The organism is Flavobacterium suaedae, from assembly GCF_014642915.1.
Lineage (GTDB): Bacteria > Bacteroidota > Bacteroidia > Flavobacteriales > Flavobacteriaceae > Flavobacterium > Flavobacterium suaedae.
On record NZ_BMJE01000003.1, the window covers coordinates 441,262 to 461,306 of the forward strand.

Genomic DNA, 20,045 nt, shown 5'->3' on the forward strand with positions numbered 1-20,045 from the left:
ACTAAAAAAAATGAAAATGAAAAGAGTATATAAAATATTAGCCGTTACAGCATTCTTTGCTCTAACAACTTCATGTTCTGAAGAGTTTTCTGTACGTCCTCCCGAAGACCAGATAAGTCTTGATAATTATTACAGCACTAACGAACAAGTTGAATCAGCAACCAACGGTATGTATGCCAGAACGTGGTTTCAATTTAACAACAAGTTCTTTTATGCAGTTGCAGAAGTAGGTTCTGGTAATATGTATTCCGGTTCAAGTGATGTAAGTGCTATGCGTAATTTTTCTCTTAACGGTAGTGACCCTGAGTTAAATAACGGATGGTCATCATTATGGGCTAACGTTGCACAGGCCAACCTTATAATAAACTTTTTACCTGACAGAGTTGGACCTGCTGTTAGTGAAGACGTTTTAAACAACACAGTGGGGCAGGCTTACTTTATGAGAGCAACTGCTTACTTTTACTTAGTAAGACTATGGGGACCTGTTCCGATTATAGAAAACAACCTTGACCATATTGATAACCCACAAATAAATACTAACAGAGTTGAAGATATATACCAACTTATTGAAAGTGATTATCAAAAAGCAATTGATTTATTAGAAGATAAAACAAGAACTTCTAATTATACAGAAAATGCAAGAGTATCAAAAGGTTCTGCAAGAGCAATGCTGGCAAAAGTATATTTATACGAAGAAAAATATACTGAAGCAAGAGCAATGGCGGAAGAGGTTATAAACAGTAATGAGTTTAAACTTCTTGGTGGCGACCAAATTCCTGATAAAACTTTTGCTGACTTATTTAAATTCCCTAACAACAATAATGAGGAATCTATCTTCTCATTACAATGGGTTGTAGATGGTAACTATGGTTCTGCAAATAACTGTAATACACAGTTTGGAATAAGCACTGCTGCTGTTACTACATCAAACGCTTCGTATGGTGGTGTATTTGGTCCTTCTCAAGATGTATTAGATCTATATCCGTCAGGAGATTTAAGAAGAAAAGCAACAATAATGCTGCCCGGAGATGAATACCCTGAAATAAAAGTATTGGTTGGTGCTGATAATGAAGAACAAGTAGGGTTTACTGTTCCTCCTGCCGAAGAAATTGGCGGACAAGGTGCCGGTGCAGCTATTAAAAAATACTGCATAGGTATTGTTAACGGAAATGAAACAGGACCGATAGACGCATGGGCAATGATGGAAAATAACACTTACATTATGCGTTATGCTGACTTATTACTTATACACGCAGAAGCTGTTATGGGTGGAAGCGGAAGCACATCAGACCCTGCTGCATTAGCATCATTTAATGCTGTAAGAACAAGAGCCGGATTGTCTGCCGTAACAAGCATTACTTTTGACGAATTATTTACTGAAAGAAGACGTGAACTTTGCTTTGAAGGAGATTACTGGTTCGACTTAGGAAGATTACCAAGATCTCAGGCTATTGCAATTATATCAGCTCAAAACAGAGGAAATATGTTTACTGAAGAATATTTTACTCCGGACGAGTCTGATTTCTTACTTCCTTATCCTGATAACGATGTTTCTAAAAACCCTCTTTTATTAGAAGACCCTGTACCTTATAATTTTGGTGAAGAATAATTAAAAAAGAAATTTACTATGAAAACATTTAATGTAAAAAACATACTAGGCGTATTGTCTGCAATGACAATAATCCTGTTTGCTGCTTCTTGTAGCAGTGATGATGATAGCTCCGGTGGTGCAGCCCCTGTTATTGAAAGTGTAAGTCTTGCAGAGAACGACTCACTTGTTGAACAGGGTTATGCAGGTAACATGTATATTATACGTGGTAATAACTTTACCGGAACAAGAAAAATATACTTTAATGAAACAGATACTTATTTCAACTCTACCTTTGTTACTGATGATGTAATATTAGTAACTATTGACAGAAATACACCGTATGCAGATACTGTTGATGAAATTAGAGTAGTAACTAATAGCGGTGAAGCTGTATACAGTTTTATAGTAGCACCACCGGCACCGGAAGTTACAAGCTTTAACCCTGTTAATGCTGCCGAAGGTGAAGAGTTTACTATATACGGTTCTTATTTTTTAGATCCTGTAGTAATGGTAGGAGATGTTGAGGCAGAAATAGTTTCAAGCACATTAACTGAAATTGTAGCTATTATGCCTGCAGGCTCTCAGTACAAACGTGTAAGTGTTACAACTATTTCAGGAGATTCTGAATGGGGAACTGCTGTAGGTACAGCAATTTATGACGATGCATTTTATGCTCCTTGGGATATAGAAGCTTGGAATAACCATGAATATATAACTAATCAGGCAGAAGCAGCACAAGGAACTACCTTTATTAAAAAAGAGATTGCCGGTTGGGACAATATACAAGGAAACTGGGCTTGGGACGACCAATTATCACAGTACACAGGTATACACTTCTACGCCCGTTCAGATGAGGATGGCAAACTTGTACTTATCTTTAACGGTGCTAACTGGGGAGATGAAGACTTTGCCTTTGAAACAGGTACTGAATGGACTGAGTACACATTTACTTGGGAAGAACTTGGTGGTATGCCGGAAGCTTTACAAAACATTTCTTTCCAGGAATTTACAGGTAGTACCAATAACTATTATTTTGACAATATAGGGTTTACCGTAGCTGAAGAATAAAGTTCACGTTTAAAATTCATAGAGTTGTTTTGTGTAACATTCCCCGAACCAAAAGTTTGGGGAATGTTTTTACCGTTAACAACAGCATCTATTCTAAAAATCACAACATTTAATCACAACACATGAAAAAATTAATTTGTGCTCTTTTTTGTATTGGCTATACAGTATCAGGTTTAGCACAAGGAAATACATATAAACAAGAGCCGACAAAATTTGAAGGCATGGCTATGACTCCGCCTATGGGCTGGAACTCATGGAATACTTTTGCAACTGATATAGACGAAGAACTGGTAAAAGAAACAGCTGATATAATGGTAGCATCGGGCATGAAAGATGCCGGATATACCTATATAGTACTTGATGATGGCTGGATGACAAGGGAAAGAGATGAAGAAGGAAACTTAGTGCCAGACCCTGAGAAATTCCCTAATGGGATGAAAGCTTTAGTAGATTACGTACACTCAAAAGGTTTAAAGTTTGGGCTATACAATTGCGCAGGAACAAAAACGTGTGCAGGTTATCCGGGTACGAGAGGTTACGAATATCAGGATGCCCGCTTTTATGCATCGCTGGGTATTGATTTTCTAAAATATGACTGGTGTAATACCGAAGGAATAACAGCAAAAGAGGCTTACACTACTATGAGTAATGCCCTAAAAAAAGCAGGCAGACCAATTGTGTTTAGCTTATGTGAATGGGGAGATAATGACCCTTGGGAATGGGCAGAGCCTGTAGGAAATATGTGGAGAATATCAGGCGATATATACCCTTGTTTTGACTGTGAACATAAACACCCTGAAAACTGGTCATCGTGGGGCTTTATGAAGATAATAGATATGCGTAAAGGAATACGTAAATACTCAGGACCAGACCACTGGAACGATTTTGATATGCTTGAGGTTGGTAATGGTATGACAGTAGCTGAAGACCGTTCTCACTTTGCAATGTGGTGTATGGTTGCCTCTCCATTAATTGCAGGAAATGATTTCCGTGAAATGACTGATGAAACACTGGAAATACTTACCAATAAAGATATGATTGCTATCAATCAGGATAAGCTAGGTATTCAGGGCTTCCGCTACAGCGCGGAAGATGGTCTTGAAGTATGGGCTAAGCCACTTAGTAACGGAGATTGGGCTATGACATTTTTAAACAGAAGCGAATCTGATAAAAAAATAAACTTCGACTGGAGTGAAAACGCTATAAAAGATGAGCTTAACAACATTTCGACATCTTTTGATACTACAGTTTACAATATTAAAAATATATGGGAAGATAAAAAAGCAGGTACTACTAAGAAGAATTTTAAATCTAAAATAGCACCTCACGATGTAGTAACGCTTAGGCTTATTAAAAAGAACTAGATGATGAAGAAGTACTTAATACTATTAACATCGGTATTACTAGCTTTTGCCTGCGAAACAAAGTCGCAAACAAGCACTGCTGTTGAAAAACATGGACAACTGCATGTAGAAGGTACACAATTAACAGATGAAAACGGTAATGCTGCCATGCTACGAGGTATGAGCTATGGATGGCATAACTTTTGGCCTCGCTTTTATAATAAACAAAGCGTTAAATGGCTAAAAAATGACTGGAATGTAAACATAGTACGTGCTGCTATGGGAGTAGATGCTGATAAGCGTTGTTATATTGAAAGCCCTGAAGATAGTAAAGAAAAAATAAAAACAGTAGTTGACGGTGCTATAGAGGCCGGAATATATGTAATTATAGACTTTCACAGCCACAACATACATCTTGAAGAAGCTAAAATTTTTTTTGATGAAATGTCTAAAACTTACGGCGATAAGCCTAATGTTATATATGAGATTTTTAATGAGCCGGATGATGAAAGCTGGTCTGAAGTAAAAGCATATAGTGAAGAAGTTATTAAAGTTATTCGTAAAAATGACCCGGATAATATAATTCTTGTTGGTTGCCCACATTGGGATCAGGATATTCATTTACCTGCCGAAGATCCTATAACAGGATTTGACAACCTTATGTACACCGTACACTTTTATGCTGCTACGCATGATAAATGGCTACGTGACCGTACAGATGCAGCTATTGAAAAAGGATTACCTGTTTTTGTTTCTGAAAGTGCGGGAATGGAAGCTACAGGTGATGGTCCTTTAAATGAAGAGGAATGGCAACGTTGGATAGACTGGATGGAAAACCGCAAAATAAGCTGGATTACATGGTCTGTATCCGATAAAGATGAGACCTGTAGTGTGCTTGAAAAATCTGCTTCATCTACAGGTAACTGGAAAGAAAGTGATTTAAAGAAAAGCGGCAAAAAAAGTCGTGAATACTTAAGAAAACTAAACAAACAATAAGGTATACATAAAGTTAAGTTGAGTTAGTTTTATTGTAATTTTGGGTGAGCCCTGCGTAATAACGTGGGGCTCTTTTTTATCAAATATAAAATACACTTAAAAAAGAAGAGTAGCGAGTTAATTAAAACCCGCTACTCACACATCTAAAAAATTTGAATAAATAGACACTGTTCAGTAAAAATTTTTAGTTAGTTGGACTACGCTTGGGGGCATATTTCATTTCAACTTTTATATCTCTCAAAGAAGCAGGCGGGCTCCCTATTAGCGACTCTGCAATATATACCGTTAGGGGGGCTATAAAAAGCGAATCACATTTCCCGCCAGACTTCTTTTTCAGGATTTAATTTTTACGCCAGAACAACAATTATTAACTGTTATCCTGATACAAAGTTGCACAAATTGTACATACCGCAACAGGTAGAAATTACCTGTTTAGTAAAAACAGGTAATAATACCAACCCTGAAAAAGTGTGATTTTCGCTTAAATAAGAGGAAGTTCTTCCGCCTTTATTATACCGTGCTGAATAGCATATATAACCAATCCGGCTATATTTTTAGCTCCTGTTTTTACAAATAGGTTGTTTTTATGACCTTCGGCAGTGCGCTGGGTAATAAATAGTATCTCCCCTATTTCTTTAGCTGTTTTTTGCTGGCAGATTAATCGTAGTACATCTGTTTCTCTTTCTGAAAGTGCACTTTCCTCATCGCTTACTGATGGTTTAGGTGCTTTTACTGCTATTTGGTCTCTAAGCACTTCCATTTGATCATCTTTAAAGTAGAAGCCCTGTTTATTTACTGTTCTTATAATTTCTATAAGTTCATTAGGCATAATTCCTTTTGGTAAAAAAGCGGAAACGCCTGTTTTTACCATAAAGCCCATAAATGACTTTTTATAGTGAGATGAAATAATTATAACTTTTATTTCCGGATGGTTTACTTTTAAATATTCTGTTATACCAATACCATCCATTCCTTCCATTTTTAAATCCAGTAGTAAAATATCAGGAATATTATTTTTATTCTGTAATTTTTCTAATAGCTGCTGCCCGTTATTGGCTGTAAATAGTACTTCAATATCTTCACAATTTTGTAAAAAGCTCTCTAATAACTTTGTTATTAAGGCATCATCGTCTACAATTGCTACTCGTATTTTAGTATCCATATTTACACATTTTTAGTTGACACTGCTATTATTGTTTTGGTTCCTTTTCCCGGAGCCGATATAACTTTATATGTTGCGTTTAAGTATTGCATTCGCATTTCTAAACTATGCAAACCTAAACCTTTTTTTAGAACAGTGGTATCAAACCCCTTACCGTTGTCTTTTACTATTAATGCTAAGCCCTGTGTTGTATGCCTTAAGTTAATGCATATAGTATTTGCTTCGGCATGTTTTATGGTATTAGTGATTAGCTCCTGCAATACTCGTAAAACTTGTATTTTTATATTGGCAGGCAAATTATCCTCAACACGTACATCTGTATTATAATCAATTTCCAGCTTTTTTTGCCACGGGGTTATCTGCTCATCAATTAACTCGCTTAAACTGGTATATTCTAATAGTGGTGGTGTTAAATCATGCGATATTCTTCTCGCCTCTGTAATACTTTCCCCTAATAGTCTATCAATCTCATTTAATGGTAAACCCATCTGCCCCTGCATTCGTATAGTAGTCAGTTTTCCTACCAAACTATCATGAAGGTCAGATGCTATACGCATACGCTCTTCTTCCTGTGCTTTAAGGTTGGTTTCTAATAACTTTTTTTGATGCTCTAACTTAGTTTGTGCTTCCCGTAAGTTTGCCTCTGTCATCTTTTTGTAACCCGCATGTGCTATTTTAATCACAAAAATTAAAATAGTAAAAAACAGCATTAAAGCTATACCAATCCATAATGCAATTACCTGCGGGTCTTGCCATTTCTCCATAAAAACAAAGGAATAAATTTAACACAAAAGTAAAAGAAATAAAACTAATCTTTATAACGATAAAGCATGTTTAATATTAGTCTACATCTAAGTACAAAAACAGCCAAAAAGCTATACGTTTATAACTATTTGGCTGTTTAAAATTATATATATATAGAACTTTACGCCTGCGATAGTAAATAAAAACCGGATGCAGGAGTATCTTTCCCATAAGGTGGCACAGGAGTAGAAAAATCCTCATACACTTTGGTTCCGTCATCACAAGCAACTATCATATCAGCATTAAAATTTTCAGGATTTTCTATCCCTTTATCTTGCTGTAACCCAAAGCGTACTTTCACTATGTTAGTTTCAAAATCTTGAGAGGGTATTGCAAAAGCCTGAAATATCCCTTCCTTTGTTGCTACCTTTTTAGGCACCCATTTAGTATAGTCTTCATCCCATCTATCCACTCTCCTTTCGGCAGTAACAAAAGATATCCTATCATTCTTATGCATAGGATTATAAATAGGCATGGGGTCATAAAAAACATCACAAACTTCTATATAGGAAGCAATGTCTTTAGTCAACTTATTATCATAAGCAGAAGGTATTACAAACATTTTTAGTTTTCCTTCATAGATACCGGGATAGGCATGCCTATAATTTGATGATTCAGGATAATGATGATTAGTAAACTTAAAACAGTTACCTTGATTTAAATAATTAAGCAATGCCGGGCTATTTTGACGTATTTGCTCCCATTTCTGAAGACTTCCAATTACATAATCTATATTCATAGTAAATATTTAGCTGGTTAACATCCTTAAAAGTAAACTAAAAATCAATAAGTTATAAATTAAATATCTATAATTTATTTTTCCTGTAATTTATTCTGCTTTCCGTTTTTCCATATTTTGCCTATTAAGTAACTATAAAAGAGCAACAACAAAATTGAATTGCCTGCCCAAAAATAGAATTTAACACCACTATTTTCATTTACTATAAAATTAATAGGTAAAAAAATAAGCGTATTAAATGTAAAGAAAACCAGAATCACAATATTAAGCCTGAAATTATCCCATTTTTGCTCTTTAAAATCATCTATTTTTTCCTGTAAAAAGCTTAGTGCAAGTAGTATTATTACAAAATTATCAGCTACTTTGGCATAGGGCTGAAAACTCTTAACATTTGTATCAAAGAAAGCGTAATATATAAACTCATAGGCTATGTATAGTATTGCAGCAAAGCAAATAGCCTTTAGTAGTTTGTGCACCTTTTTAAGTAAAAATTTATAATAAAAATAGCTTACCACTATAACTTCCACTAAACTATACACTATTAAAATAATCAGGTTATTATTTTTATTACTTATAAATCCAAAATATCTACTTAAGAAGTCCACTAATAACATCAATACTAAATAAAAGAAGATACTCTTATGCAGAGTATCTAATTTTCTATAGTATATACTACCTACTATAATTCCTATAATAAGAAAAATAGGACTTACTTCGCTTAATTTTTTTGAGAAATCAAGAAAAGTCATTCACTATAATGTCAATAAATAGAAACTTGATTGAGGAGCTGAGCTACTACTGTATGGTGGTACAGGTGTAGAAAAATCATCAAAATACTGCACTTCATCTTTACCATCAAGGTTTGCCACAATAAGGTCTGCTGTTTTGTGGCTTAATAGGTGCCTTTTAAGCCCTAAATAGTTTTCTGTATTTGATAATTCATAATCATCTCTGTCAATTTGAAAAGCCTGAAACATTCCTTCAGGTCTGTCTACCTGTTCTTTTACCCAGGTTTTATGATGGTTAACCCAATCTGATATCCTTACTACAGCTTCTTCTTTTGTAATTCTGCCTGTATTTTGCCCTTGTATGGCTAAACTTGCTTTTACGTAACTCTGAATATCTTTTGTTTCCGGCTTATCATAGTTACTGGGTATAAACATAAAAATAAGGAAATCTCCATGTATCCCCGGGTACGCATGGATATAATCAGAGTCCTCTGCATATTTAGGAAAGTCATATAAAAAGCAATTGCCTTGCTCAAAATATTCATTCAGGGCTTCACTGTTGCCCATTATATCTTTCCACTTGTTAATGCTGTCTTTTATTTCTTGCATTGTCATCGAAAAAATTGTTTCAACTCTGTCCATAGAAAATGTATTTAAAGTTAATATTTGGTGTTGCGATTTATTAACAAAGATAGTAAGGTATAAAGAAATGTTAATACGGATTATTCACAATATAACTAAAATATAAAGAAACAACATTATAAGAATTGTATTTAAACGCTGTTTTAAACCCTAAATATCTTTTTTCTAAAAAAAACAACTCTCAACATACTACCATTCAAGCTGCTAGAAACTATATAAAAATAATTCTATTATATGTTTTGTAATTGTAAATAATGGTTATATATTTGCACTACAAACAACGCGGGATAGAGCAGTAGGTAGCTCGTCGGGCTCATAACCCGAAGGTCACTGGTTCGAGTCCAGTTCCCGCTACTAGGTAAAAAGCCTCTGATATAATCAGAGGCTTTTTTATTTTATACTATTTTTGTGTTATTATTAATATAATTAAGCAAAGCTAGATTGTATTTTTACTACTCTAATTTTACCTTTATGGCTTTCTATATAGCACTGGCAGCATTTATACTTATAGGCATTTATATTTTTACAAAAACCCGAAAGCGCAAGACGCAGCCATTTCCAAAAGAATGGCATAACCTTTTGCTTGAAAATGTACTGTTTTACCGTAATCTCTCTAAAAGAAAGCAAATTTCATTTCAGAAAAAAATGATGCAGTTTTTAAGCGAGGTATATATTGAAGGGGTGCAAACTGAAGTTACCGATCTCGATAAAGTTCTGGTAGCATCGAGTGCGGTAATACCTGTTTTTGGTTTTAAAAACTGGCATTATACTAACCTTACAGGGGTATTACTATATCCTGATTACTTTAATAAAGACTTGGAATTTACTAATACTGCCGAGAATCGTAACATAGGGGGAATTGTAGGTACCGGCAGGTTTGAAAACAAAATGATTTTATCTAAAAAGGCACTTTACCATGGCTTTAGCAATAAAACAGATAAAAAAAATACCGGAATACATGAGTTCATACACTTAATAGATAAAATGGATGGTAGTGTGGACGGTATTCCCGAAATATTAATGGAACACCAATATGCTGTTCCATGGCTTGACCTTATGCATAAAAAAATGGAAGCTATTAACAATAATAAATCAGACATAAGGGCTTATGCCGGGACAAAGCAAGCTGAGTTTTTTGCTGTAGCAGGCGAATACTTTTTTGAACGCCCTCATTTATTAAAAAGAAAACACCCAGAACTTTATAAAATGATGAGAAAATGCTTTAATCCAAAATCATAAGCTTATTCCCAAACTATTTCTTCTGATGTAGCAGTCATAACATCACCATTTACTCTTTCTATCTCGATAGTAAATCTATGAGGATTGTCATTATTAGGTATAGCTTTTAAATACATGTAATAAGTATTAATTGTTGACGGATCGAACTCAGGTAATGTCCCATAAACACCATATTCACCTTCAATAGTTCCACGTGTATAAATAATATCATTTAGCTCAGTCCCTGCAGGGTGTGTCTCATCAAAATCAGTATCACTGGTAATAGATATACTTACCAGAGGATATTTATCTCCACCATAGCCTTTATCACAATCAAATGCATAGACAGTATTAGAAAAATGTGAAAAAGATTTTGTTATTGCCAAATATTCAGATCCGGTAGTTTTATACCCGAAAGAAAGGCTATCATTTACCGAAACTACAGGATTACGCACTTCCACTTCAATCCCATTATAATCAATATACTTCCATTCTTCACAATTAAAGCAAGCAACAAAACCAAAAAGGTTTAAGCCAAAAAAGGCAACTAGAATTTTCTTTTTCATTATATTTAATAGTACTTTTTAAAAGTAAAAATAGGCAAAATTATGTATGGCATTACTTTTAACTGTAAATTTGCAAACTATTATATTTTATAAGCAGTAGCATATGGCACACAAAGCAGGATTTGTAAACATTATCGGGAACCCAAACGTAGGAAAATCAACCCTTATGAATGCTTTTGTTGGGGAAAGGTTATCTATCATCACATCAAAAGCACAAACAACCCGCCACAGGATTTTGGGTATTGTAAACGGTGAAGATTTCCAAGTAGTACTTTCGGATACTCCCGGTATTATTAAACCTGCATACGAACTCCAGTCAAGCATGATGGATTTCGTAAAATCTGCCTTTGAAGATGCTGACATATTAATATATATGGTAGAAATTGGAGAAAAGGAGCTTAAGGATGAAGCTTTCTTTAAAAAAATAACCAATTCTAAAATACCGGTACTTTTACTATTAAATAAAATAGATAAATCCAGCCAGGAACAACTGGAAGAGCAAGTACAACTTTGGAAAGAAAAAGTACCTAACGCAGAGCTTTATCCTATATCGGCATTAGAAAACTTTAATGTTACAGAAGTATTTAACCGTATTGTCGCACTTTTACCTGATTCTCCTCCCTTCTACCCTAAAGATGCACTTACTGATAAGCCTGAACGCTTTTTTGTAAATGAAACCATCAGAGAGAAAATACTGCTAAATTACCAGAAAGAAATACCGTATGCTGTAGAAATTGAAACGGAAGAATTTCTGGAAGATGATGATATAATAAGGATAAGAGCCGTAATAATGGTAGAGCGTGATACTCAAAAAGGTATTATTATAGGGCATAAAGGCGCTGCTCTTAAAAAAGTAGGTATACAAGCAAGAGAAGATTTAGAAAAATTCTTCGGTAAAAAAATACATCTAGAAACTTACGTAAAAGTGAATAAAAACTGGCGAAGCAATGCTAACCAGTTACGCCGTTTCGGATATAATAATAAATAGTTACCAGTAAACAGGCAAAAGGCAGTAGCCATAACAGTTATATTTTTATATTCATTTAAACTATTGACTGTTACCTAATGGCTAATCACTTTTTATATTTACTTTTGCAAAAAATTTAAAGTAAGCTAATGAATAATATCGTAGCCATAGTAGGTAGACCCAATGTTGGGAAATCTACCTTTTTTAACCGTTTAATAAAGCGCAGGGAAGCTATTGTAGATGCTGTTAGCGGTGTTACGCGCGACAGGAATTACGGAAAGAGCGAATGGAACGGAAAAGAATTTTCAGTTATTGATACGGGCGGTTATATAAAAGGCTCTGACGATATATTTGAAGGAGAAATACGCAGACAGGTAGAACTGGCTATTGATGAAGCTGATGTAATTGTATTTGTGGTAGATGTTGAAGACGGCATTACACCAATGGATGAAGAGGTTGCAAAGTTATTACGCAGAATTACAAAACCTATATTACTTACTGTAAACAAGGTAGATAATGCCATGCGTGAAAAGGAAGCTATAGAGTTTTACAACTTAGGTCTTGGCGACTACCATACTTTCTCAGGGATGAATGGTTCGGGAACAGGGGACTTACTGGATAAACTGGTAGAACTGTTACCTGAAGACAAAGCCCCTGAAGAGGATGAAGATGGCTTACCGCGTTTTGCCGTAGTAGGTAGACCTAATGCAGGTAAATCATCGTTTATAAATGCGCTTATTGGAGAAGACCGCTTTGTGGTTACTGACATTGCAGGTACTACCCGCGACGCTATTGATACTACTTACAACCGTTTTGGTTTTGACTTTAAATTGGTAGATACCGCAGGTATTCGTCGTAAAGCAAAAGTAAAAGAAGACTTAGAGTTTTACTCAGTAATGCGCTCTGTAAGAGCCATAGAGCACAGTGATATTTGTATACTGGTAATTGATGCTACCAGAGGGTTTGAAGGACAAGACCAAAGTATATTCTGGCTGGCACAAAAAAACCGTAAAGGGGTAGTAATATTAGTTAACAAATGGGATCTTGTAGAAAAGGATACCATGACTACTAAAAACTACGAAGCCCGTATACGCGAAGAACTGGAACCTTTTACTGATGTGCCTATTCTATTCGTATCGGCACTTACAAAGCAAAGGTTACTAAAAGCACTGGAAACAGCCGTAGAAGTCTTTGAAAACAGAAAGCAGCGTATAGCAACATCTAAGCTAAACGAAATTATGTTGCCGATTATAGAAAACAATCCACCACCTGCATTAAAAGGAAAGTATGTGAAAATTAAATTCTGCATGCAGTTACCTACCCCTACCCCGCAGTTTGTGTTTTTCTGTAACTTACCGCAATATGTAAAAGACCCGTATAAGCGATTTATAGAAAACAAAATGAGAAGTATTTTTAATCTTTCAGGTGTACCTATAGATATATACTTCCGTAAAAAATAACATAGTAAAAAACCGAAGCAAATGCTTCGGTTTTTTTATTCCTCTAATGTTTTAACCGGTCGGTCTTCATACCAATCTTTAAAAGTTTTATTTGTTTTTACACTATCAGTAAGCACCTTATAAACCATGTATATAATAAATACCTGCCCTGTAATACCTAAACTAAGTAAAACAGCAGTATTTATACTGTAATATGTTAAAACAGTGAAAATAATTATAAAAATAGTAGCAATCCAAACCAGTTCTATACTACGACTTTTCATTGTATTACTTTTTTTACATTTTAACACTTAACAATATACTGCATAAAAATTTAAAAATCAACAATTTACAAATTAATTAACACCATATCAATACTTTATAAGTCCAAATAATTTGTATATAACACACTAAAACAGTTTATTAGCTGTTTTTATAGATAATAGTACAATAAGCTGTAAAATGAAAATAATTTCCTCTGAGGTATAACCTTAATCAGCTTTTTATGAGCAATGTAAATTTAATAGTAGTATCTCAGTTGCTTTTTACATTTTAACTATTAAATTAGTTATTTAACTATAAAAATAGTTTTTAAACTAAAATAATAGTTGTACGTTTGTTTTTTTAATATAAAATCGTTTAGAAACACACATTAAAGAAGAAATAATTATACATTACAGAAGCTGGAAAAAGTTTTTGTAAAACAAATAACCACCACTTAACCAATTAAAAACAATTATGCAAAAAGGCTTTACCCTACTGGTTTTGCTGTTTACATCTTTTTGTTTCAGCCAAAGCGTTACCCTTAAAGGTAAAATAACCGACCCTGATGATTTTCCTTTAGAATCTGCAACAATATATCTTACTTCAGAACAAGATTCTACCTCAACAGTATTAGAATATACTATTTCCGATAGTAATGGTAACTGGGAAATAAAAACCCGAACCAAAGAAGAACCTGTGTTTCTTAAAGCGTCGTACATGGGGTTTGCTGACTATAGGCAAAAACTTGAAAAAATAACAGAGGATCGTAACTTTGGCGCAATAAAGATGGCTGATAAATCAACTGAGCTTAATGAGGTTGTTATAGAAGGTGAGGCTCCTCCCATCCGAATAAAATCGGACACATTGGAGTTTAATGCTTCTTCTTTTAAAGTAAGACCGGACGCTAACGTACAAACGCTATTAAAACAATTACCCGGCGTAGAAATTGACTCTGAAGGTAAAATAACTGTAAATGGTAAAGAAGTAAACCAAATACTGGTTAACGGAAAGCCATTTTTTGATAAAGACGGTAAAGTAGCATTACAAAACTTACCTGCCGAAATAATTAATAAAGTACAGGTTACCGATACTAAAACAAAAAAAGAAGAACTAACAGGTAAGTCTGCAAGTGGTGATAATGCCAGCATAAACCTTACTATTGATAAAGATAAAAATAAAGGACTCTTTGGTAAGTTTATGGGTGGCTACGGTACAGATGACCGGTATGAGAGCAGTGCCATGCTAAACTATTTTAAAGACAAAAGACGAATTAGCATACTTGCCTCCAGTAACAATATAAACTCCACCGGTTTTACTATGGATGAAATATTTGACAGTATGGGAGGCGGAAGAAACTACTCTGTCTATACCAGCAGCGATGGCTCTTTTGGTATAAACGGTATTCGTTTTGGTGGCGGAAACGGGATAACAAAGTCTAACATGGTTGGAGTTAATTATGCAGATGAATGGGTAGAAGGACTGGACTCTAATGTGAGTTACTTTTTCAATCAGGCTAATACTGAGAATGACAACAGAACAAAACTAATTACTTACCTTACCAATGACGGTGATGCAAATGAAGAAAGAAGTATTCTTACAGAGTCTGTTTCTAAAACAGATAATGAAAAGTTTGCACACAACGTAAACACCACTTTTGAAATTGAAATAGATTCTACTACTAACCTATATTTTTATCCTAAATTTTCAAAATTAAAAACAAAATCACGTGATACTTCATCTCAGTTTAGTGAGAACCAAGATGGTGTACTGCTAAATGAAAACAGTGGTTCAACATATAGCGAGAATGATACTAATAATTTTGAAAATGAAATTGATTTTAATAAATCATTCGGTAAAAAAGGTCGTTACTTAAGCTTGAGGTTTCAAAATGAAAACAGCAGAAATGACGGGGCTAACTACAACCAGTCTACAACTACCTTCTATAACGGAGATGATGAAAATGGAGACGGCATACCCGACATCACTACCGATAACAGAAATCAGGTACGCTATAACAGACAGATAAGCGATATATACAATGGTGAACTTGAATATAGTGAACCAATTACAGACTCTATCAGCATAAATGTTAGTGCAGGCTATAAGTACGAAATAGGTATTGATGATCGTGATGGTTTTAACTTTGATGAAGCTACCGGTAACTTTACCACACGTAATGACTCTTTAACCAATTACCTTACCTCCGAAACAAACACCTTTACCCCTATGATGGGACTTGAAATAAGAAAAAAAGATTATACCATTGGCGTTTCAGCAGGTACTGATATTGTTCAGTTTGACAATTTTGGCTCATACAGAGGGATTGACTATACGGTTAATAAAGATTATGTTTTACCTACTGCCCGAGCACACTTCAGGTATAGTTTTTCAAAATCTAAATCAATAAGTTTATACTATCGTTATAATATTGATTACCCTCAGGCAAGTCAGGTATTACCTATTGAAGATGTAAGTAATGCACTTTCTACAAGAACAGGTAACCCTGACCTGGACCCAAATAAAAGAAGTTATGTTTACCTGAGTTTCAGAGATTTTGACTTCGCTACACGTTCGGGGTATAACATATATTTAGGCGGTAATATATATGACAGCAGAATAGTTAGCAGAACTGACATAAACAGTAGTGCTAAACGTGTTACATCATTTACAAATGTTAGCGATACTTATAATATGTGGGCTGGCGGTTACTGGAATAAATCTATAAAAAGGGAGGAACATACTTATAGAATTAACCTGGGAATAGGCAGTAGCTTTAACCTTGATAAAGGATATACAAACGGTGAACTTTATGAAGCTAACCAGATAAGTCTTACTCCACGTGTAAACTTTACCTGGGAATATGGTGAAGCATTAGTAATTAATCCATCCTACCGATTTAGTTATAACGAAACACATTTTACTAATTATACTATTGACCAGACGTCATACTTTACACATAATGTAAACCTGCAAACTACTTCCTACTGGCCTAAGCATGTAGTATTTGGTAATGATTTTGGTTATACCTATAACTCTAACTTAGGGGATGGCTTTAAAAAGGATTTCTTTTTATGGAACACCAGTATAGGATATAATTTCCTTAATGATAAATTACTGTTTAAAGTAAAAGTATATGACTTATTAAACCAAAATCTTGGTACATCAAGAAGTATAACACCAACGTCAGTATATGACCAACAGAATACTGTATTAAAACGTTATGTAATGTTCTCTTTAACCTTTAAGCTTGAAAAGTTTGGCGGTAAAAAAGAACGCGAAGGCGGGAGCCCATTCTGGTGGTTTTAACAACTAATAGAAAAAATAAAAAAGGCTGCAAATTGCAGCCTTTTTTATTACGTATATAATTGATTTCAATTTTTGCTACCAGCTTCCTCCGGCACCGCCGCCGCTAAAGCCTCCGCCTCCGAAGCCTCCTCCGAAACCACCGCCGCCAAAGCCTCCGCCTCCGGAACTATGACCTCCGCCAAAGCCTCGTCCTAAACTGCTTAAAATAATAATATCAGCAAGGTCAGCACCTCTTCCTCTGCGTCCTCCTGAACCGCCTCCTCCACCTCTGCGAGAAAGCAGCGCTATAATAACTATAAAAAATATAATAAAAAACAGTATAGCACCGAACGGGACACCCGAAGATTTACGCTCGCCTTTATAGGTTCCTCTAATTATTTCAATAATAACATCAGTTCCTTTATCAAGCCCGTTATAATAACTACCTGCTTTAAATTCAGGTATTATTACATTTCGAGTAAGGTCTCCCAGTATACCTGCTGTAAGTTTAGAATCTAAACCATAACCGGGTGAAATCCATATTTCTCTTTCTTTCTCTGCTAATAGTATCAGTACACCATTATCTTTTCCTTTTTGCCCTATTCCCCACTTTTGAGCCCAGTCAGGAGTCAATTGCCCAATGCTTTCTCCTTTAAGGCTTTCAACAGTCACTATTACTATTTGTGTAGAAGTGGTATCAGCATAGTTTACCAGCTTACTTTGAAGGTTTTCCTCTTCATACTTACTTAAAACATCGGCGTAGTCATATACACTTGTTTGCGTAGAAGGTTTATCAGGTATATTATATTGCGCAAAACTTAACTGTACAAATAGTAAACTAAAAAGCAGTATGTATATATTCTTCATTTTATATCTCATTATCCTCTGGAAATTGTGTCCGGTAATTCATTAATATCTCCTTCTTCATCATAAGGAAAGTATTTTTTTAAACGCTCGCCCGCTCTTAAAATACCGTTTACCAAACCTTCTTTAAACTTACCTTCTTTAAATTTTGAAATCACTTCATCCTTGGTGCATTCCCAAAAATCATCTTCCACTACTTTATCAATACCCTCATCACCTATAATAGCAAATGCCTTATCGGCAACGCCAACATAAAACAACACACCGTTGCGGGCTGCTGTTTGATCCATTTCTAAAAACTGAAAAACCTCCTGAGCTCTTTCAAGCGGAGGTTTTTCGGTATGATTTTCTATATGCACTCTTATTTCTCCTGAAGTATTTGTTTCTGCTTCTTTTATTGCTGCAACTATACTCTGTTCATCGTCCTTCGAAAGAAATTTTTCTGTTTTATGCATACTATTGAATGTTAAATTCTACTTTTTCAGGTGTTTCTGCTCCTTCAACTGCATTAAAGTAAGGTTTCTCTTTATACCCGCTTAAAAACATTTTATTAGGAAATCTTAATATGTGATTATTATAGGCTTCAACGCTTTCGTTAAAGCGAACCCTTGCAGTACGTATTTCATTTTCAGTTGAGGCAAGTTCATCTTGTAACCTCAAAAAGTTCTGATTAGATTGTAAAGTAGGATAACGCTCTACAGAAACAAGAAGCCTTGACAGGGCAGATGAAACGCCTCCTTGTGCACTATTAAATTTTTCTAATTGTTCAGGCGTTATATTAGTAGGGTCAACTTGTACAGAAGTTGCTTTAGCTCGTGCTTCTGTTACAGCTGTAAGAGTACTTTTTTCAAAATTAGCTGCTCCTTCTACAGTTCTTACAAGGTTCCCTATAAGATCATTTCTTCTTTGATAAGAGGTATTTACATTACCCCATGCTTTTGAAACTGCCTGGCTTTTTTCAACTGCGCTGTTCTGAATTCCTACAGACCAAAATACACCTATTAAAATTACACCTACTATAATTATTACAGGAATTAACCACTTTTTCATGTTTTGTTTGTTTTAAAGTTCGTTTTTAATATTGATTAATGTTGCTTTTATATTTTCTAATTTACGAATAATCTCAAATTTGTCAAGTATGTTTTTCTCACCCTCTTTTAAGTGTACTTTAGCCCCTTCCAGTGTAAAACCACGCTCTTTAACTAAATGATATATTAACTGTAAGTTCTTTACATCCTCGGGGGTAAACATACGGTTACCTTTCGCATTTTTTTTAGGTTTAAGTATATCAAACTCTTTATCCCAAAAACGGATAAGTGAAGCATTAACATCAAATGCTTTTGCCAGTTCTCCTATACTGTAATACCTCTTTTCGGGAAGGTTTAAATGCATTAGTCTAACGATTGATTTTCTTGGTTAGCCATTTCTGAAATCAGCAGGTATTCTTTAGCTGAAATATTACCGTAGTAAAAGTTAATAGGGTTAACAGGCTGTCCGTTTTTGTGTACTTCATAGTGCAGGTGCGGTGCTTCCGAACGCCCTGTACTACCAACATAACCTATTATATCACCTCTTTTAACTTTTTGCCCTACTCTGGCTTTATACTTACTAAGGTGAGCATATAACGTTTCGTAACCATAACCATGTTTAATAACAATATGATTACCGTAACCCGATGCTCTGTTATCAGCACGTCTTACAACACCATCTCCTGTGGCATATATTGGTGTACCTGTTTTAGCGGAAAAGTCCATCCCGGCATGAAACTTACGTATTTTGGTAAAAGGATCGCTCCTGTAACCATAACCCGAAGCCACTCTTCGTAAATCTTCATTTTTAACAGGCTGAATAGCAGGTATAGCTGCCAAAAGCTTTTCTTTATCTTTCGCCAATTTGGCTATTTCTTCTAACGATTTGGATTGTACTACTAACTCTTTTGATATTATATCAAGTCGTTTTGACGTACTCACTATAATATCAGAATTATTATACCCTTCCAGTTCTTTATAACGGTTCACCCCTCCAAAACCTGCTTTACGCTGTTCATCCGGTATTGGTGATGTATTAAAATAAGCCCTGTATAAATTGTTATCGCGCTCGGCTATATCTTCCAGAACACCTTCTACCTGGTCCATTTTATGATTAAGTATTTCATACCTAATCCTCATGTTTTCAATTTCCCTTGCCTGTAGTTTGTCTTTAGGTGTTTCAAAATACGGTGTGTTTAACAACGCTACAAAACACAAAAAGCCAAACAAGGCTGAAGCCAGTAAAAACAAGAATACATACCCTACTTTCTTACCTTTTTTAACCTTTATTTTACGGTAAGCTAAAGTTTCGGGGTCATAATAATATTTTACTTTCGACAT

Annotated in this window: 20 protein-coding genes and 1 tRNA gene; 9 read left to right on the forward strand and 12 right to left on the reverse strand. The window is 34.9% G+C overall.

Annotated elements, in window-relative coordinates; translation table 11 throughout:
• Nucleotides 1-10 precede the first annotated feature (10 nt).
• The 4 genes from IEW45_RS07925 to IEW45_RS07940 all read left to right on the forward strand — a co-directional run bounded on the left by IEW45_RS07925 (nucleotide 11) and on the right by IEW45_RS07940 (nucleotide 4,998).
• Nucleotides 11-1,609 carry a RagB/SusD family nutrient uptake outer membrane protein gene (locus IEW45_RS07925; protein WP_188620688.1) on the forward strand — a complete coding sequence of 533 codons (1,599 nt, stop codon included), beginning with the start codon at nucleotides 11-13 and terminating at the stop codon, nucleotides 1,607-1,609.
• 18 nt (nucleotides 1,610-1,627) lie between these two features.
• Complete coding sequence (locus IEW45_RS07930; RefSeq protein WP_188620689.1) at nucleotides 1,628-2,659, forward strand: IPT/TIG domain-containing protein; 1,032 nt, start codon at nucleotides 1,628-1,630, stop codon at nucleotides 2,657-2,659.
• 122 nt (nucleotides 2,660-2,781) lie between these two features.
• On the forward strand, nucleotides 2,782-4,023 hold the full coding sequence (locus IEW45_RS07935) for a glycoside hydrolase family 27 protein (RefSeq protein WP_188620690.1): 1,242 nt from the start codon (nucleotides 2,782-2,784) through the stop codon (nucleotides 4,021-4,023).
• Nucleotides 4,024-4,998 (forward strand): glycoside hydrolase family 5 protein, encoded by a 975-nt coding sequence (locus IEW45_RS07940; protein ID WP_188620691.1) that lies wholly within the window; start codon nucleotides 4,024-4,026, stop codon nucleotides 4,996-4,998.
• 481 nt (nucleotides 4,999-5,479) lie between these two features.
• Here the strand turns inward: IEW45_RS07940 and IEW45_RS07945 are convergent, their stop codons facing one another.
• The 5 genes from IEW45_RS07945 to IEW45_RS07965 all read right to left on the reverse strand — a co-directional run bounded on the left by IEW45_RS07945 (nucleotide 5,480) and on the right by IEW45_RS07965 (nucleotide 9,073).
• Nucleotides 5,480-6,160: a response regulator transcription factor gene (locus IEW45_RS07945; RefSeq protein ID WP_188620692.1), complete on the reverse strand. Its 681-nt coding sequence runs from the start codon at nucleotides 6,158-6,160 to the stop codon at nucleotides 5,480-5,482.
• 2 nt (nucleotides 6,161-6,162) lie between these two features.
• A complete protein-coding gene (locus IEW45_RS07950) occupies nucleotides 6,163-6,924 on the reverse strand; it encodes a sensor histidine kinase (RefSeq protein WP_188620693.1) in 762 nt (253 codons plus the stop codon).
• Nucleotides 6,925-7,085: 161 nt separating this feature from the next.
• Complete coding sequence (locus IEW45_RS07955) at nucleotides 7,086-7,703, reverse strand: hypothetical protein (RefSeq protein WP_188620694.1); 618 nt, start codon at nucleotides 7,701-7,703, stop codon at nucleotides 7,086-7,088.
• 74 nt (nucleotides 7,704-7,777) lie between these two features.
• Complete coding sequence (locus IEW45_RS07960; protein WP_188620695.1) at nucleotides 7,778-8,179, reverse strand: hypothetical protein; 402 nt, start codon at nucleotides 8,177-8,179, stop codon at nucleotides 7,778-7,780.
• 276 nt (nucleotides 8,180-8,455) lie between these two features.
• The gene (locus IEW45_RS07965; RefSeq protein ID WP_188620696.1) at nucleotides 8,456-9,073 is read right to left on the reverse strand and encodes a hypothetical protein; all 618 of its coding nucleotides are present in this window, start codon (nucleotides 9,071-9,073) and stop codon (nucleotides 8,456-8,458) included.
• Nucleotides 9,074-9,354: 281 nt separating this feature from the next.
• Between IEW45_RS07965 and IEW45_RS07970 the strand changes: the two genes are divergently transcribed.
• Nucleotides 9,355-9,427 (forward strand) — tRNA-Met (locus tag IEW45_RS07970).
• A gap of 117 nt (nucleotides 9,428-9,544) precedes the next feature.
• A complete protein-coding gene (locus tag IEW45_RS07975) occupies nucleotides 9,545-10,312 on the forward strand; it encodes a M90 family metallopeptidase (protein ID WP_188620697.1) in 768 nt (255 codons plus the stop codon).
• A 2-nt stretch (nucleotides 10,313-10,314) separates the two neighbouring features.
• On the opposite strand, the gene IEW45_RS07980 is transcribed toward IEW45_RS07975, so the two are convergent.
• Nucleotides 10,315-10,857, reverse strand: coding sequence for a DUF5034 domain-containing protein (locus IEW45_RS07980; RefSeq protein WP_188620698.1), 543 nt, complete (start codon nucleotides 10,855-10,857; stop codon nucleotides 10,315-10,317).
• A 103-nt stretch (nucleotides 10,858-10,960) separates the two neighbouring features.
• Here IEW45_RS07980 and era point away from each other — a divergent pair, with 103 nt between their 5' ends.
• Complete coding sequence (gene era, locus IEW45_RS07985) at nucleotides 10,961-11,845, forward strand: GTPase Era (RefSeq protein ID WP_188620699.1); 885 nt, start codon at nucleotides 10,961-10,963, stop codon at nucleotides 11,843-11,845.
• Nucleotides 11,846-11,973: 128 nt separating this feature from the next.
• Nucleotides 11,974-13,284, forward strand: coding sequence for a ribosome biogenesis GTPase Der (der, locus tag IEW45_RS07990; protein WP_188620700.1), 1,311 nt, complete (start codon nucleotides 11,974-11,976; stop codon nucleotides 13,282-13,284).
• A 35-nt stretch (nucleotides 13,285-13,319) separates the two neighbouring features.
• Here the strand turns inward: der and IEW45_RS07995 are convergent, their stop codons facing one another.
• Nucleotides 13,320-13,547: a hypothetical protein gene (locus tag IEW45_RS07995; protein ID WP_188620701.1), complete on the reverse strand. Its 228-nt coding sequence runs from the start codon at nucleotides 13,545-13,547 to the stop codon at nucleotides 13,320-13,322.
• Nucleotides 13,548-14,001: 454 nt separating this feature from the next.
• Between IEW45_RS07995 and IEW45_RS08000 the strand changes: the two genes are divergently transcribed.
• On the forward strand, nucleotides 14,002-16,833 hold the full coding sequence (locus IEW45_RS08000; protein ID WP_188620702.1) for an outer membrane beta-barrel protein: 2,832 nt from the start codon (nucleotides 14,002-14,004) through the stop codon (nucleotides 16,831-16,833).
• A gap of 75 nt (nucleotides 16,834-16,908) precedes the next feature.
• On the opposite strand, the gene IEW45_RS08005 is transcribed toward IEW45_RS08000, so the two are convergent.
• Genes IEW45_RS08005 through IEW45_RS08025 form a run of 5 tightly spaced genes read right to left on the reverse strand, consistent with a single transcriptional unit; the run spans nucleotide 16,909 to nucleotide 20,045 of the window.
• On the reverse strand, nucleotides 16,909-17,679 hold the full coding sequence (locus IEW45_RS08005; protein ID WP_188620703.1) for a TPM domain-containing protein: 771 nt from the start codon (nucleotides 17,677-17,679) through the stop codon (nucleotides 16,909-16,911).
• An 11-nt stretch (nucleotides 17,680-17,690) separates the two neighbouring features.
• Nucleotides 17,691-18,131: a TPM domain-containing protein gene (locus tag IEW45_RS08010; protein ID WP_188620704.1), complete on the reverse strand. Its 441-nt coding sequence runs from the start codon at nucleotides 18,129-18,131 to the stop codon at nucleotides 17,691-17,693.
• A 1-nt stretch (nucleotide 18,132) separates the two neighbouring features.
• On the reverse strand, nucleotides 18,133-18,726 hold the full coding sequence (locus IEW45_RS08015; RefSeq protein WP_188620705.1) for a LemA family protein: 594 nt from the start codon (nucleotides 18,724-18,726) through the stop codon (nucleotides 18,133-18,135).
• Nucleotides 18,727-18,738: 12 nt separating this feature from the next.
• Nucleotides 18,739-19,068, reverse strand: a complete 330-nt coding sequence (locus tag IEW45_RS08020; RefSeq protein ID WP_188620706.1) for a MerR family transcriptional regulator — start codon at nucleotides 19,066-19,068, stop codon at nucleotides 18,739-18,741.
• Nucleotides 19,068-20,045, reverse strand: coding sequence for a M23 family metallopeptidase (locus IEW45_RS08025; protein ID WP_188620707.1), 978 nt, complete (start codon nucleotides 20,043-20,045; stop codon nucleotides 19,068-19,070). The genes IEW45_RS08020 and IEW45_RS08025 overlap by 1 nt, the downstream gene beginning before the upstream one ends.

Bases quoted from the DNA above. Each gene is read 5' to 3' on its own strand.
- IEW45_RS07925 (WP_188620688.1), top strand. From the start codon at position 11: ATGAAAATGAAAAGAGTATATAAAATATTAGCCGTTACAGCATTCTTT.
- IEW45_RS07930 (WP_188620689.1), top strand. From the start codon at position 1,628: ATGAAAACATTTAATGTAAAAAACATACTAGGCGTATTGTCTGCAATG.
- IEW45_RS07935 (WP_188620690.1), top strand. From the start codon at position 2,782: ATGAAAAAATTAATTTGTGCTCTTTTTTGTATTGGCTATACAGTATCA.
- IEW45_RS07940 (WP_188620691.1), top strand. From the start codon at position 4,024: ATGATGAAGAAGTACTTAATACTATTAACATCGGTATTACTAGCTTTT.
- IEW45_RS07945 (WP_188620692.1), bottom strand. From the start codon at position 6,160: ATGGATACTAAAATACGAGTAGCAATTGTAGACGATGATGCCTTAATA.
- IEW45_RS07950 (WP_188620693.1), bottom strand. From the start codon at position 6,924: ATGGAGAAATGGCAAGACCCGCAGGTAATTGCATTATGGATTGGTATA.
- IEW45_RS07955 (WP_188620694.1), bottom strand. From the start codon at position 7,703: ATGAATATAGATTATGTAATTGGAAGTCTTCAGAAATGGGAGCAAATA.
- IEW45_RS07965 (WP_188620696.1), bottom strand. From the start codon at position 9,073: ATGGACAGAGTTGAAACAATTTTTTCGATGACAATGCAAGAAATAAAA.
- IEW45_RS07975 (WP_188620697.1), top strand. From the start codon at position 9,545: ATGGCTTTCTATATAGCACTGGCAGCATTTATACTTATAGGCATTTAT.
- IEW45_RS07980 (WP_188620698.1), bottom strand. From the start codon at position 10,857: ATGAAAAAGAAAATTCTAGTTGCCTTTTTTGGCTTAAACCTTTTTGGT.
- era (WP_188620699.1), top strand. From the start codon at position 10,961: ATGGCACACAAAGCAGGATTTGTAAACATTATCGGGAACCCAAACGTA.
- der (WP_188620700.1), top strand. From the start codon at position 11,974: ATGAATAATATCGTAGCCATAGTAGGTAGACCCAATGTTGGGAAATCT.
- IEW45_RS07995 (WP_188620701.1), bottom strand. From the start codon at position 13,547: ATGAAAAGTCGTAGTATAGAACTGGTTTGGATTGCTACTATTTTTATA.
- IEW45_RS08000 (WP_188620702.1), top strand. From the start codon at position 14,002: ATGCAAAAAGGCTTTACCCTACTGGTTTTGCTGTTTACATCTTTTTGT.
- IEW45_RS08005 (WP_188620703.1), bottom strand. From the start codon at position 17,679: ATGAAGAATATATACATACTGCTTTTTAGTTTACTATTTGTACAGTTA.
- IEW45_RS08010 (WP_188620704.1), bottom strand. From the start codon at position 18,131: ATGCATAAAACAGAAAAATTTCTTTCGAAGGACGATGAACAGAGTATA.
- IEW45_RS08015 (WP_188620705.1), bottom strand. From the start codon at position 18,726: ATGAAAAAGTGGTTAATTCCTGTAATAATTATAGTAGGTGTAATTTTA.
- IEW45_RS08020 (WP_188620706.1), bottom strand. From the start codon at position 19,068: ATGCATTTAAACCTTCCCGAAAAGAGGTATTACAGTATAGGAGAACTG.
- IEW45_RS08025 (WP_188620707.1), bottom strand. From the start codon at position 20,045: ATGTCGAAAGTAAAATATTATTATGACCCCGAAACTTTAGCTTACCGT.